This is a genomic window from Sphingobacterium thalpophilum (assembly GCF_901482695.1).
GTDB lineage: Bacteria > Bacteroidota > Bacteroidia > Sphingobacteriales > Sphingobacteriaceae > Sphingobacterium > Sphingobacterium thalpophilum.
Genome location: NZ_LR590484.1, coordinates 4,147,054 through 4,161,252 on the forward strand (window position 1 = coordinate 4,147,054; position 14,199 = coordinate 4,161,252).

A 14,199-nucleotide genomic window follows, 5' to 3' on the forward strand; every position below is an offset into this window, starting at 1 on the left:
ACTGCTGTGCAAGTTGATCATATGGGACATATAAGAGAATATTATGAACGGATTATAAAATTGTCCGAGTCGGAATGGCATTTTATCGCTCGTCATTTTCGAAGAAGAATTTATAAGAGAAATGAGGTTATCACTGCTAGGGGGCAGATTGAAAATAACCTATTTTTTGTAGAAAGCGGTATTGTTAGATTTTGTATTCCCGACGAAGAAAAAGAAATCACTTTTCATTTCTGTTTTAACAAAGAATTTACCTGTGCTTACGATTCTTTTTTGACACAGACACCGTCGGAATATGAATTACAGGCTTTGGTTGAGACCATAGTTTGGTATATTTCCTATGAAGATCTTCAGCACATTTATGCCCATAGCGAGGTGGGGAATTATCTAGGACGTCATATTGCAGAAAAACTATTTCTCACTAAGAGTAAGAGAGAGGTCTCTTTATTGAAATATAGTGCAAAGGAGCGCTATATAAATTTATTTACCGAACAGCCTGAAATAATTAAGTTGATCCCATTAAAATATGTTGCATCCTATATTGGCATTACGCCACAGGGCTTGAGCCGTATCCGTCGGGAGATTTGTTAACATAGGTTCATTGTCTGAATGCCTGAGACTTGTGATCTTTGTTAAAAAGATGACAGATGAAGAGATCCATTTTAGCCTATGGGCATAGCATACTGAAAAAGGACTGTATGTCCATAAACAAAGATTATCCGCAGTTGCAGACATTGATAGCGGATTTATGGGAAACAATGGAAAACGCCAACGGCTGTGGATTAGCGGCCTCACAAATCGGCATTCCTATCCGATTGTTTGTTGTCGATAGCATTTCCTCTTATAGGAATCTAGACTATGAAGATAGGACAGTATATTTCGATGTAACCGATGAAGGCATAAGAGAAACGTTCATTAACGCCAAGATTATCAAAAGGTCCGATGAAATGTGGGAAGATGAAGAAGGTTGTTTAAGCATCCCCGGAATTTCCCGTAAGGTGAAACGCAGCTGGTCAATTACGATCGAATATTATAATGCTCACTTTGAGAAACAACGTCGTGAGTTCTCTGGGCTGACCGCGAGGATGATTCAGCATGAATATGATCACACACTTGGCATCCTTTATCTTGACCATTTACAGCCATTGACGAAAAGGATGCTGGAGTCTAAACTGCAAAAAATCCGCAAGGGGCAGATAACCAATTGTTATCCGATGACATTTATCTAACACTTCATGAGCTCAAACGGTGGTGGAAAATACATCGGTGGAGCGTTGGGAAAGAATGTGACTACGATTTAAATAAAGTTTGTTGTAAATTAGCCCTTCAAATTTATTTATGAATACGTTTCCCATACTATTGCTTTTCTTGACCGTCAGTGTTGCCTATGGGCAGAATCTGACGCCTTATGAACGCGGGAATGGCAATCAAACGACAACATTGGCAGAGATGCAGCATTTCTACCGAGCTTTGTCCAGTCAATACCCGTCTATCCGATATGAGACCAGAGGTGAAGATGATAACGGCATGCCCATCGACGTTGTCATATTTGACGCATCAAGGGAGGCTCTGGAAGAATCAAGGGTAGCAAAATCCGTATTGCTGATAAACAACGGGATCCATCCCGGTGAGCCAGATGGAATTGATGCGACGATGATGCTTATGCGGGACCTGGCAACAGGCAAGATAACGATACCCAAGAACGTTGTCGTCGCTGCTATTGCGAGTTATAATATAAGCGGTATGCTCAATCGGGGCAGTTTCTCAAGAGCCAATCAGAACGGGCCGGAGGAGTACGGCTTTCGCGGTAACGCGCGCAATTATGATCTAAATCGTGATTTTATCAAAACTGATACGAAGAACTCGAGAAGCTTTCAGCAGATTTTCCATTGGTTGAAGCCCGATGTTTTTATTGACAACCATGTAAGCAATGGTGCAGACTATCAATATACATTTACCTATATATCGACAAATAAGGAGCGACTGGGAGAGAAGTTGGGAAGCTATTTAAACAATGAAATGCAAAAAACACTGCTACATCAGCTGCAAAAGAATGGTTTTTTATCGGTTCCTTACGTAAATATTCATAACGATGTTCCCGATGCTGGTTTTCCAGTTTTTATGGATTCCCCCAGGTATGCCACGGGTTATACCAGTCTATTTAACGTTATCGGAACAGTGGTCGAAACACACATGCTAAAATCTTATTCCGACCGTGTCAAGGCAACTTATGACTATATGCATTATAATATTCAGTTTATGGAGCAGAATTATCAGGTGATACAGCGGAAAAAGGCCGAGAATTTGGTCCAATATCGTATCGGAAATGACTATCCGATTTCCTGGAGACTGGATACATCAACATATGAAAACATCGACTTCAAAGGGTATGAAGCAAAATATAAACCAAGCGAAGTCTCATCAACCCAGAGGTTATGGTATGATCGGAATGCAAAATTTTCAAAAAAGATCAAACTGTATAATTCCTATGTGCCCGTTAAAAAGATCATTATCCCGAGATATTATGTAATTCCTCAATCTGAATGGAAAGTCGTTGATCTGCTAAAACTTAATCATATTAAAATGATTCCGATCCAGCAGGACACTGTACTGAACGTGGAGGAATATCGAATCAAGGATTTCAAGACTGTCACTTCTCCGTACGAGGGCCATTATTTGCACTACGACACCGATGTAGTCCGCCAATCTGCCGCGCGCAAGTTTAGCGCCGGCGATCTTTTAATTCCACTAGATCAGGATGGTGTGAAATATCTTTTGGAGACATTGGAACCCGAGGCAACCGATTCCTACTTCAACTGGAATTTTTTTGATGCAATTTTAGGGCAGAAAGAATATTATTCAGCTTACGTTTTTGAAGATACGGCCGCTAAGCTGCTCAAGGAAAACAAGAATTTGAAAATAGCTTTCGAACGGGAAAAAGCAAACAATTCGAAATTTGCAACTGATGGGAGAGCTCAGTTAGACTGGATCTATAAGCACTCTGATTATTATGAAAAATCCCATCTGCTATATCCGATTTTTAGGATGAACTGATGTATGTATGCCAACCGATAGCGTTCATGTGGCGGTATTGACTGGCTACTGGCAGATTGTCGAGTGAGGTTTGGATACTATCCGTTCATCAATGGTAACTGTATTGTTCAACCGAACTTCTAATATGGGAGAACAATTGTAGAGGATCAAGTTCAACGGCTATTAAGGAATGAATAAAACGATCACATGATCTTGTTTGATCGATATTTGCCGGATCAGCTATTAGCAGTATCGGGATATTTCCGAAATGATCTCTTGTCAATGCAAAAAAGAGGTCAGCATCCTTGAATACGATCCGGTAATCCAATAATAAGAGCTGGGGTGAGATATTGGGTGAAATGCTGATAGTATCAATCGAAGGCCCTTCAAGTACAACTCTTGCAGGGCTTTGCGGATGTTCGTTGATTAGAGTCCGATAAGCTAGCCGGATTTTTCTGATATTGCTTATTATGCCGATATTGATCTTTTCCATCATTGAAGAATAAATTGCTTGTGCCTTTTATTATCGAACTAGGAGTATATGGCTCGCTATCAGGACTCTGGATAGTTTTTAATTTGCCGCTTTCATCATAAAGCTTTTGCTGGACTTTTCCATTTCCTTTGTGCTTACAATTTTTCGTAGCGAATGGCTGGAGAAGCGATTTTTATGCTTGGTATAGATGATTTCAATGCCTTCGGCCACACAGTAATCTCTTCCGGGAAAATCTATGGCTCTATATTCTTCACCAATAAAGCGTTTGTGAATAGGCAGTGATTGCAACATATCAGTAATATCATCATCGGATTCATACGGAATGATCTCATCAACAAATTGACATCCTTCTAATTTTATAAATCGCTCTACCATGGTCTGGGCAGGTACATATTCACCTGGTTCCTGCCGGTTTGGGTCTGTCTTGAGGCCGACGATAAGGTAGTCGCATTGCCGTTTGGCTTCCTGCAAAGCGACGATATGACCTACATGTAACATATCAAAAACACCGAAAATAATTCCTATAATCATATCTGCTAGTTTAAAAAGTTATGCATTCGCACGTTTCAATGGATAATTGGTATTTTCATTAATATTGACAATCGCTCCCTGATTGGCTTGCTGTTTGGTCGCTATAATGCTACGTAAAGAAGAGCTGGAGAACCGGTTTTCGCGCCGATTAAAATAAAGCACTATACCTTTTTCCTCACAATATTTCCGTCCTGTGAAAGCTTTATCCATATATTCATCGCCTAAGATCCGTACATGGATCTTATAGGAACGCAGTACATCTTCCAGGTCCTGTTCGGTGGCATAGGGAATAATCATATCCACATGTTTGCAGGCTTTTAATTGCATATAACGTTCAAATACGGTTTGCGTCGGTTTATTTTTTTCGGGTCTGTCTAAAGTTGGATCAGTCTGAAGACCACAGATCAGAAAGTCGCATTGTTCTTTTGCATCTTCGAGCATCTTGATGTGACCAGCATGGAGCAAATCAAAAGCAGAAAAGGTAATTCCTATTTTTTTCATAATGTATTTATTTTTAACCTGCAATATATATTGAAGAAGTACAATAAGAACCTCGTTCAGCAGATTTCGTTTTAATTTTAAATTATTTTTTTTCTAAGATGTTCCGGAGATTGGATTGCATCAACAAATTTTTTTCAAAGATCTGGCGAACTAATTCGGCTGGGTACTGTTCTGCTATAAAAACGAAATCAGCCAAGCTATGCATACAAATAAAAATGTGTCCATTTGCCATCAGTCAGCGCCATATACTACCTACAGAATACAATTTCATAAAGACTTTAATTTCAGTGACTTCGAATTGGTAATCGATTATTTGCAGCAGCTTGGGATAGATACTATCTACGCTGCACCGATATTACGTTCGGTTCCTTCCAGCAGCCACGGCTATGATGGAATCGAAATGAACCAAATTGATCCGGAACTAGGGTCATTGGATGATTTTAAACGGATCAGAAAAAAACTCCATCAATATGGTATAAAATGGTTGCAGGATATCGTGCCGAATCACATGGCGTTCCATACTTCAAATCAATGGTTGATGGATGTTTTAGAATTTGGCGCGGCTTCGCGGTACAATACGTATTTTGATACCTGTCTCAGTTCAAATATGTTTGAAGATGGAAAGCTCATGGTTCCAGTTCTTGTACAATCGCTGGACGATGTAATCCATCAGGGGCATCTCTCTTTAATCCGAAATCATGACAAATTTTACCTGAGTTATCAGGACAATTTCTATCCCCTTTGTCCCGAATCCTACTGTTACATCCTGGTGGATAGCCTCCGGAAAACGCACGGTGACTACAACGGGTTTCTCGTGCAGATAAATACCCTTCAAGCCAACGGCAATATCGAAGAGTGGAATAGCATCCGTCAATCCATCATTTCGGAAATTGGCGATGTGGAACTTGAGCTTATCCTACAGAAGTTTAACAGCAGCGGTGAGCGTCTGCGCGAACTTGCCCATAGTCAGTATTATGAACTATGTCCCTGGTGGGAAACCAGCAAGCGGATAAATTACCGCCGTTTTTTCACGGTCAACGGCCTGATCTGTATACATATGCAGGATGCGGCTGTGTTTGATCATGCGCACCAGCTGTTAAACACACTCATTGAACAGGGGTTGATAGATGGACTACGCGTGGATCATATCGACGGTCTTTATAACCCTAGTCGATATCTACATAATTTACGTAAACTGGTCGGGCCTAATACATATATCGTGGCCGAAAAAATTCTCGAACGAGGAGAAAAATTGCCTCAAAACTGGCCTATCCAGGGAACCACCGGGTACGAATTTCTATCTGCCTGCAATAATGTCTTTACCAATCGGAAAAGTAGGAAAGTGTTCGATCGCTACTACCGAAAATTGATGGGTGAAAAACAAACGATCAAAAAGCTGCAATTGAACAAGAAATTGCATATTGTTCGTGAGCACATGAGTGGTGACGTTGACAATTTGGTGCGGATGATGTCGGCATTGTTGCCGGCTGCCCATGATAAACAAGATGCTATAAAGGCATTTGTGGAATTTTTTCTCGCGTATTTTCCATTGTATAGGATTTATGATGACCATTTTCCCCTATCGCAAGAGAGTTATGCCCTAATAACCAGATTATTTAAGAAGCTAACCTGTACTACAGAACTGGACCAACAGATTGTACAAGAAGTTTGGAGCCTATTTAAGGATGCGCAGGAGGGGCGGGAGATATCCACATTGCCTGCGTTACTTCAACTATTGATGCGTATGATGCAATTCACCGGCCCTGTTATGGCTAAAGGAGTGGAGGATACGCTCATGTATACGTACAACCGGTTTATTGCACACAACGAGGTAGGGGATCACCCGCATAATTTTGGCTTCAGCAAAAAGGAGTTTCATCGCGCAATGCGTCATCGGCAACAATATTGGCCCCTTTCGCTGAATGCAAGCTCGACGCACGATACGAAGCGTGGGGAAGACGCCCGTAGCCGCCTATTGGTGCTCACATCAATCGCAGATAAATGGGTGAAACAAGTACAGATCTGGCAGGACATTGTGTGGAACGAATATCGTAGCGATCTCCCGCACCCTAATGACGAGTACTTTATTTATCAGGCCTTAGTGAGTTCTTATCCTTCAGGGAAACATCGAAAGGTTGTAGACGAGGGCTTTGAACAGCGCTTTTTGGATTATTTGGTTAAATATCTGCGCGAAGGTAAAGAACGCTCTAACTGGGAGGAACCCAATTTCAGTTATGAAAACACTGTTCAGGACTTCGCGCGCTTTCTGCTTGATGCGGAACGCCCGTTCTTCACGAGCTTTTATCAGTTTATCGAAGAGATTGCAGACCATGGTATGCTCAACAGTCTTGTCCAGCAAGTATTAAAGTTTACCTGTCCCGGTGTTCCGGATATTTACCAAGGTTCCGAACTTTGGGATTATAGTTTTGTCGACCCCGATAATCGGCGGCCGGTCGATTATCCGTTGCGGAAGCAGCTAATATCTGATATCGCTGCAATACAAGAAGAAGATCTGGTTGCTACACTGTGGCGTGAACGGCATGATGGGAAGATCAAGCTTTGGCTGATCCGCGAACTGATCCGGATACGTAAGACAAATCCAGCGCTAATTGGCAGCGGCAGTTATATTAAACTTAAGGTATCCGGCCGTTACCGGAAGCATATTTTAGCTTTTGCACGTCGATCTGATGACAACTGGCTGGTCGTAGTAGTACCTCTACATCTAGGGGCACTCGCAAAAGCTGTCAAGTTTGTTACCGGAAGTTTTGACTGGGCGGATACGCGGGTTTGCCTCCCAACTATGCATAAAGTGAACTGGCAGCAAGTCGTTTCTGAAAACAGTGGTGAAGGCAACGAAATCCTGATGAACGACATTTTTAATCAGCTACCGTTGGCAATTTTGACCTTTAAAGATAAGCCGCAAAACAGGAGCGCCGGAATATTGCTGCACATCAGTTCGCTTCCGTCTCCCTTTGGCATAGGAGATATGGGCAAACAGGCCCGTCGTTTTGTGGACAAGCTACAGGCAAGCGGGCAGACCTGGTGGCAGGTGCTTCCACTTGGTCCCACTGATCCCGCGCAAAATCATTCTCCTTACAGCACCTTTAGCACCAGATCTGGCAATCCATTATTTATAGACCTGAAGCCCTTGATAAAATTAGGACTGCTCGACAAAGCTGATCTCACCGAGGTTAAAGTTAACCCTTCACTACCGGTTGACTTTGACAGCGTCCATGCGGGGAAACTCGCACTGCTGTCAAGGGCCTATGAGCGTGCTTCGAGAGAAGCTACAACAGCTTTCCATGATTTTTGTCTGCAGGAATCTGTTTGGCTCAACGATTACGCGCTCTTCATGGTTTTGAAAGAAAAACATGGATATAAACCTTGGTATACCTGGCCAGAAAAGTATCGGAAACGTGATCAATCAGCACTTGATCAATTTGAGAAAGCCCATGATTATTATATTTCAAGAGAGAAATGGATGCAGTTCATCTTCTTTAGCCAATGGGAAAGCTTACATCAGTATTGTAAAGACCGGGGGGTACGACTACTGGGCGACATACCATTTTATGCTAGCTATGATTCTGCTGATGTATGGGCCAACCCGTTATATTTTTCAATCGCTGATGATAGCAAGGCGACGATGGCCGCAGGGGTTCCACCCGATTATTTTAACGAGCTTGGGCAGTTGTGGGGCATGCCTGTCTATAATTGGCAGACGCTTAAAAAAGATGGTTATAGCTGGTGGATCGATCGTCTGGTCCATAGCTGCAAACTTTATGATCGGGTGCGTTTGGACCACTTTAGGGCTTTTTCGGCCTTTTGGGAAGTTCCCGTTACCGCCCTTTCGGCTAAAGAGGGGCATTGGTCTCGGGGCCCTGGCGCTATTTTTTTTAATAAGGTCAAACAGGCGATGGGCAGTATGCCCTTCGTAGCTGAAGACCTTGGGGATGTAGATGCACGGGTCTTTCAGTTACGCGACCAATTTGGTTTTCCCGGGATGAAAGTACTTCAGTTTGCTTTTGGCGAAGATTTCGCCTGTTCACCTCATATTCCACATCATTATCAACAGAATTTTGTTGCCTATTCGGGTACCCATGACAACAATACGACTTTGTCCTGGTATAATCAGGATCTGGATCAAACCGCTAAGGGTCGGATCAGCAAGTATATGGGACGATCGATCGATAGCAGATCGATAAACCAATCTTTTCTGCATATGTTGTACGCCTCCGTAGCTGATACGGTTATTGTCCCTATGCAGGATCTGTTAGATCTGGATGGATCCTGCCGGATGAATAGACCTGCGAGCACAACAGGCAATTGGATTTGGCGAATGCAGAAGGATGCTTTTAATATAGCTATCCAAAAACAATTACTTCAACTCACCATACTATTCAATCGATAAAATACCATGGAAATTCAAGTTTTTACCGGTAGTCCTTACCCACTTGGTGCTACCTTTGATGGCAAAGGCGTTAATTTTGCACTTTTTTCTGAACACGCAGAGGGCGTGGAGCTTTGTCTCTATGATGACGGCGAGGATTCTGAAGAGGTCGCCAGATATAAATTGACCGAGAAGACGCACCAAGTATGGCATATCTACCTTACTGGGGTCAGACCCGGCCAACGGTATGGATACCGCGTTCACGGTCCCTATGAACCAGCTCAGGGACATCGGTTTAATCCCCATAAGTTGTTGATTGACCCCTATGCCAAAGCCATTTCCGGTACAATAAATTGGAATGACGCACTCTTCGGGTATCACATTGGTGACGCTGAGGCAGATTTGAGTTTTGACACAAGGGATAGTTCACCCTATATTCCAAAGGGAGTCGTTGTCGACAGTGGCTTTGATTGGGGTGAAGATCGGCCGTTGCGTATACCGATGCACAAAAGTATTATTTATGAAACACACGTAAAAGGATTTACGGCTCTGCATCCTGATATACCCGAGGAAATCAGGGGAACCTACGCCGCAATGGCACATCCCGTGGCAATCGCCTACCTCAAAGATTTGGGCATTACCGCTGTTGAGCTGTTACCAGTACATCATTTTTTAACAGATCGGCACTTACAAGATAGAGGCCTCAGCAACTACTGGGGCTACAATAGTATTGGTTTTTTCGCTCCAGATGTCCGTTATTCATCGGCAGGTACACACGGCGAGCAAGTGGTAGAATTTAAAAATATGGTGAAGTCCTTTCATCAGGCGGGGATTGAGGTGATTTTAGATGTTGTCTATAATCATACTGGTGAAGGCAACGAAATGGGGCCCACGCTTTCCTTTAGAGGTATTGACAATGCATCTTACTATCGTCTGGCAGAAGATCCCCGGTATTATATGGATTTTACAGGCACCGGAAATACCCTAAATGCGCGACAGCCAAATGTTCTGCGAATGATCATGGACAGTCTGCGTTACTGGATTCAGGAAATGCATGTAGACGGCTTCCGTTTTGATCTGGCTTCTGCCTTGGCTCGCGAACTGCATGATGTGGATAAATTGAGTTCCTTCTTCGACGTCATTCATCAGGATCCTGTCATCTCTCAGGTAAAATTGATTGCTGAACCTTGGGATATTGGCGAGGGCGGCTACCAAGTGGGCGAATTTCCGGCGGGTTGGGCAGAGTGGAACGGAAAATACCGTGATTGTATCCGTGACTATTGGATTGGAGCAGATAGCATGATTGGTGAGTTTGCCAACCGCCTCACTGGCTCGTCAGACCTCTATAAGGGTGACAACCGCACCCCTTCTGCCAGCGTTAATTTTGTGACCGCCCACGATGGCTTCACCTTGCATGACCTCGTTTCCTATAATGAAAAGCATAATGAAGCCAATGGAGAGGATAATCAAGATGGTGACGATCATAATCGTTCGTGGAATTGCGGAGCCGAAGGTCCCACGGACGATTCCGGAATCAATCAGTTGAGAGCAAAGCAAAAACGGAATCTGCTGACAACGTTGTTTCTTTCTCAAGGAGTACCTATGCTAGTAGCAGGAGATGAATGGGGGCGCACCCAACAAGGAAACAACAATGCGTACTGTCAAGATAATGAAATTTCATGGCTCGATTGGGCGCGTAAAGATGAATCCTTGCTGAATTTCACCAAACAATTGATCGCATTTCGGCGCGAACATCCGATTTTTTGCCGACGAAAGTGGTTTCAGGGAATTCCTATCCGAGGTACGGGTGTTGAAGATATTGTCTGGTTTTTGCCAGATGCCTCCGAAATGGACGACCAGCATTGGGAGGATGATCTGGCGCGTTCACTTGCGTTATTTTTGAATGGGCAAGGGATCCGGTCGGTAGATCAGGACGGTACCAAAGTGACTGATAAAAACTTTTATCTACTTTTTAATGCCTATTGGGAAGAAGTTGAATATATACTTCCTGACGAGCGATATAGCGCCGGCTGGACGAAAGTACTGGACACCAATTTCGACCAAATAGGTGAGCTTGCATCACATGCGCCCGGAGATCCGATTATGGTGCCACCACGTTCGGTCCTTGTATTTATGTCTATTTAAAATTCATCAAGTATTATCAGATATGCAAAAAACGGGAATAGAAAAAATCGGAGCCAGCTGCAGTGCGACGGGCGGGCAGGTGCGGGTGTGGGCACCTTTTGCAACTTCTGTAAGCTGCGTGTTGGGTTCACAGCTTACGATACCGCTTCAGAAAGAGGAATATGGTTATTGGTATGCTGAGAGCCAAGATCTTAGACAAGGTTGTTTATACCGAATCAATATTGACGGACAAGAATACCCTGATCCAGCATCGCTTTCGCAACCCGAGGGCGTACACGGTCCTTCCGAAATAATTGACTTGAGCTTTCCGTGGACGGATCGAGATTACCAGCCATCACGACAGTCGGACTTTATTATTTATGAGCTCCATGTCGGTACTTTTACAGAAAAGCATGATTTTGCCGGAGCGATGGAAAGACTTCCGCATCTCAAAGATTTGGGCATTACTGCGATAGAGATTATGCCGATAGCACAATTTTCTGGCGACAGAAACTGGGGTTATGATGGCGTCTTTCCTTTTGCTGTGCATAATAGTTATGGGGGGGCTGTAGGATTACAACGTTTTGTTGACGCCTGTCATCAGCTCGATATAGCCGTGATTTTGGATGTCGTTTATAACCATCTGGGACCTGAAGGAAATTATTTCCCGGAGTTTGGGCCTTACTTTACAGACAAATATCATACCCCTTGGGGTCAAGCGATCAATTATGATGATCGCTTAAATCATGGCATCCGCGATATGGTGCTTGCTAATGTTCGTATGTGGTTTGAAGATTTTCATATTGATGCCTTACGTATGGATGCGGTTCATGCGATAAAGGACTTCAGTCCAGTACATATTTTGCAAGCTATCCGACAACAGACCGATGAAATTATTGCAGCCACGGGTAAGCCGCGTTATCTATTTGTGGAATGCGATCTGAATGACCGCCGTTTTCTTGAGCCACTGGTGAAGAACGGATTTGCGATGGATGCGCAATGGCTTGATGAGTTTCATCACGCGCTACGTGTGGCGGTAGGTGAGGAGAGAAGGGGATATTATGAAGAGTTTGATGGGATCGGTCACCTAGCCAAAGCCTATGAAACTGCTTATGTTTACGATGGCTGTTATTCTACCCATCGACAGAAATTCTTTGGTAGTAAGGCCGACGGCCTCCCCGGAAAGCAGTTTATTGTTTTCAGCCAGAATCATGATCAGGTGGGCAACCGGATGCTGGGTGAAAGAAGTACTGTGCTTTATAAAGATCCCATTCCAAAGCTGTTGGCGCTGGCTGTGTTTGTATCTCCGTTTATTCCCTTAATTTTTATGGGTGAAGAGTGGGGAACAAAAAAACCGTTCCAATATTTTGTCAGTCATTGCAGTGCGGAGCTTGTGAAGGCCGTACGGGAAGGCCGGAGGAAGGAGTTTGCGGAGTTCCATACCGGGAATGAAGTGCCGGATCCACAGAACCAAGCGACTTTTGAGGGCTCAGTATTAGATTGGAAAGAGCCCGATAGCGGCAAACATCGTTCGTATTTGGCTTACTATCGCGCATTGATTAATTTCCGAAAAACTAACCCCGTATTTAAGAATATACAGCGTGAAGAGATGCAGGCGAGTTATGTGCATGAGCAAAGTCTGCTGATGCTCCGTATCGAAAAGGAAGGCGTACGCCTACTTGTTGTGATGAATTTTTCGGATAGAGACCAGCAGATTTCTGTTTCAGATATGCCGCAATGGCAACGTATTTTTGATACGGACCAAGGGGCGGACATCAATGGCGAAAGCCAATTCAAGCAATTTGAGGATACGATAGCGGCATGGTCTGGTGTCGTTTTCCAAGCTGGGGTGCACGCCTTTGGTGTCGACAGGTGATCAACCAGCCGAGAAATAAATAATTGATTTAATAAAAATCAATCGATCAGATTCATACTCTTCAGTTTATCCAATATCAGGTGATCCACGGCGGAGGTTCTGTTTTTATCCTTATAGGTTATCCACTCAAAAGACTCTATTTCATTGGCCGTTTCCAATATGCCTGTAAAATCCGCTAAATAACACAGCATTTGGACCGTCACACCGATTTCATGCCCATCTGCTGGTGCTTCAAAAAAACCGAAGAATTTCACGGTGCTTTCCACGATATCGACATTCAGTTCTTCTGTTATTTCTCTTTTTAGGCACTCGAGGTCTGATTCGTTATTCTCTCGTTTTCCTCCGGGAAAGTACAGCTTATTCTTCGACTTGGAGCGCGTGCTCAATACTTTTTTGTTGGCAATATGGATAAGGGCGACCTTGTCGATAATTCTGTTTTCCATAATTTATTTCAGTGACTTCATTCCGAATTGTTGCGAATATGTAAATATAAACAAAATTTGGAAGAAGAGCTTAGCAGAAAAAGCTGCTTCAACAATAACAATAGAGATGTACATCAGTGATAGTAGGTAACGTTAAAAAAGATCTTGCAGATGGTGCGGATGTGTCGTGATAGGATCTTCCATTAAGATTTTATATATTGCATTCATCAATTTTAAACCAAGTTAATATCGTAACAATTATAAATCGTCTGTTATGAGCAAAACTAGTCTTGAAGAACTTTTTCTTTTGGTAAAGAACTCGAACGAGGAAGCGTTTGACGAACTTTACCATCGGACGTGGCAGAAATTGTACGAAATAGCTTTCCGTCGGCTGCGGGACGCAGATACTGCAAAAGAAATTATTCAGGATCTTTATATAGAATTATGGGAAAAACGCGAGCGAAAAGTAATTCTGGACGTAGACCACTACCTCTGCCAGGCCGTTCGTTTTAAAGTGATTGATCGATTTCGGAAAGAAAAGAAATACGTTGATGAACTGGAGCTCCTCGTTGAGGAGATCAGTGACGGGTCGACCGCTGATGACCGATATATACAGTCAGAACTTCAATTAATGGTAAATACATGGCTTTCGCGCATGCCTCAAAAACGTCGGGCGATTTTCTTGCTGCGTTACAATGAAGACAAGACCGTAAAAGAGATTGCAGATCTACTTGGAATATCTACCAAGACAGTACAAAATCAGCTACTCAATACCACAAATACGCTCAAACACCTCATCCAAAAGATCCTTTTTATTTTTTTTTAATTTTTTTTT

11 protein-coding genes are annotated in these 14,199 nt (G+C 43.1%); 7 read left to right on the plus strand and 4 right to left on the minus strand.

Annotation, left to right across the window (positions count from 1 at the left end):
* The first annotated feature begins 21 nt into the window (after positions 1-21).
* From FGL37_RS17205 to FGL37_RS17215, 3 genes are all read left to right on the plus strand, one after another.
* On the plus strand, positions 22-588 hold the full coding sequence (locus FGL37_RS17205) for a Crp/Fnr family transcriptional regulator (protein ID WP_028068842.1): 567 nt from the start codon (positions 22-24) through the stop codon (positions 586-588).
* A 56-nt stretch (positions 589-644) separates the two neighbouring features.
* A complete protein-coding gene (locus tag FGL37_RS17210) occupies positions 645-1,226 on the plus strand; it encodes a peptide deformylase (protein WP_028068841.1) in 582 nt (193 codons plus the stop codon).
* 109 nt (positions 1,227-1,335) lie between these two features.
* Positions 1,336-3,051 carry a M14 family metallopeptidase gene (locus FGL37_RS17215; protein WP_028068840.1) on the plus strand — a complete coding sequence of 572 codons (1,716 nt, stop codon included), beginning with the start codon at positions 1,336-1,338 and terminating at the stop codon, positions 3,049-3,051.
* Positions 3,052-3,139: 88 nt separating this feature from the next.
* Here FGL37_RS17215 and FGL37_RS17220 read toward each other — a convergent pair whose 3' ends face one another.
* The 3 genes from FGL37_RS17220 to FGL37_RS17230 all read right to left on the minus strand — a co-directional run bounded on the left by FGL37_RS17220 (position 3,140) and on the right by FGL37_RS17230 (position 4,555).
* The gene (locus tag FGL37_RS17220) at positions 3,140-3,526 is read right to left on the minus strand and encodes a hypothetical protein (protein ID WP_028068839.1); all 387 of its coding nucleotides are present in this window, start codon (positions 3,524-3,526) and stop codon (positions 3,140-3,142) included.
* A gap of 75 nt (positions 3,527-3,601) precedes the next feature.
* Positions 3,602-4,054, minus strand: coding sequence for an adenylyltransferase/cytidyltransferase family protein (locus FGL37_RS17225; RefSeq protein ID WP_037532441.1), 453 nt, complete (start codon positions 4,052-4,054; stop codon positions 3,602-3,604).
* 18 nt (positions 4,055-4,072) lie between these two features.
* The gene (locus tag FGL37_RS17230; RefSeq protein WP_051606577.1) at positions 4,073-4,555 is read right to left on the minus strand and encodes an adenylyltransferase/cytidyltransferase family protein; all 483 of its coding nucleotides are present in this window, start codon (positions 4,553-4,555) and stop codon (positions 4,073-4,075) included.
* 199 nt (positions 4,556-4,754) lie between these two features.
* Between FGL37_RS17230 and treY the strand changes: the two genes are divergently transcribed.
* The 3 genes from treY to treZ are packed head-to-tail and all read left to right on the plus strand — an operon-like array spanning position 4,755 to position 12,942.
* Positions 4,755-8,963, plus strand: coding sequence for a malto-oligosyltrehalose synthase (gene treY, locus FGL37_RS17235; protein WP_051606575.1), 4,209 nt, complete (start codon positions 4,755-4,757; stop codon positions 8,961-8,963).
* 6 nt (positions 8,964-8,969) lie between these two features.
* Positions 8,970-11,087 carry a glycogen debranching protein GlgX gene (glgX, locus tag FGL37_RS17240; RefSeq protein ID WP_028068837.1) on the plus strand — a complete coding sequence of 706 codons (2,118 nt, stop codon included), beginning with the start codon at positions 8,970-8,972 and terminating at the stop codon, positions 11,085-11,087.
* A 22-nt stretch (positions 11,088-11,109) separates the two neighbouring features.
* On the plus strand, positions 11,110-12,942 hold the full coding sequence (gene treZ, locus FGL37_RS17245; RefSeq protein ID WP_051606573.1) for a malto-oligosyltrehalose trehalohydrolase: 1,833 nt from the start codon (positions 11,110-11,112) through the stop codon (positions 12,940-12,942).
* A 38-nt stretch (positions 12,943-12,980) separates the two neighbouring features.
* Here the strand turns inward: treZ and FGL37_RS17250 are convergent, their stop codons facing one another.
* Entirely contained in the window at positions 12,981-13,385 is a 405-nt protein-coding gene (locus tag FGL37_RS17250) for an NUDIX hydrolase (protein WP_037532438.1), read from the minus strand.
* Positions 13,386-13,638: 253 nt separating this feature from the next.
* On the opposite strand from FGL37_RS17250, the gene FGL37_RS17255 reads away from it, so the two are divergent.
* On the plus strand, positions 13,639-14,190 hold the full coding sequence (locus tag FGL37_RS17255; protein ID WP_028068835.1) for an RNA polymerase sigma factor: 552 nt from the start codon (positions 13,639-13,641) through the stop codon (positions 14,188-14,190).
* Positions 14,191-14,199: the final 9 nt, after the last annotated feature.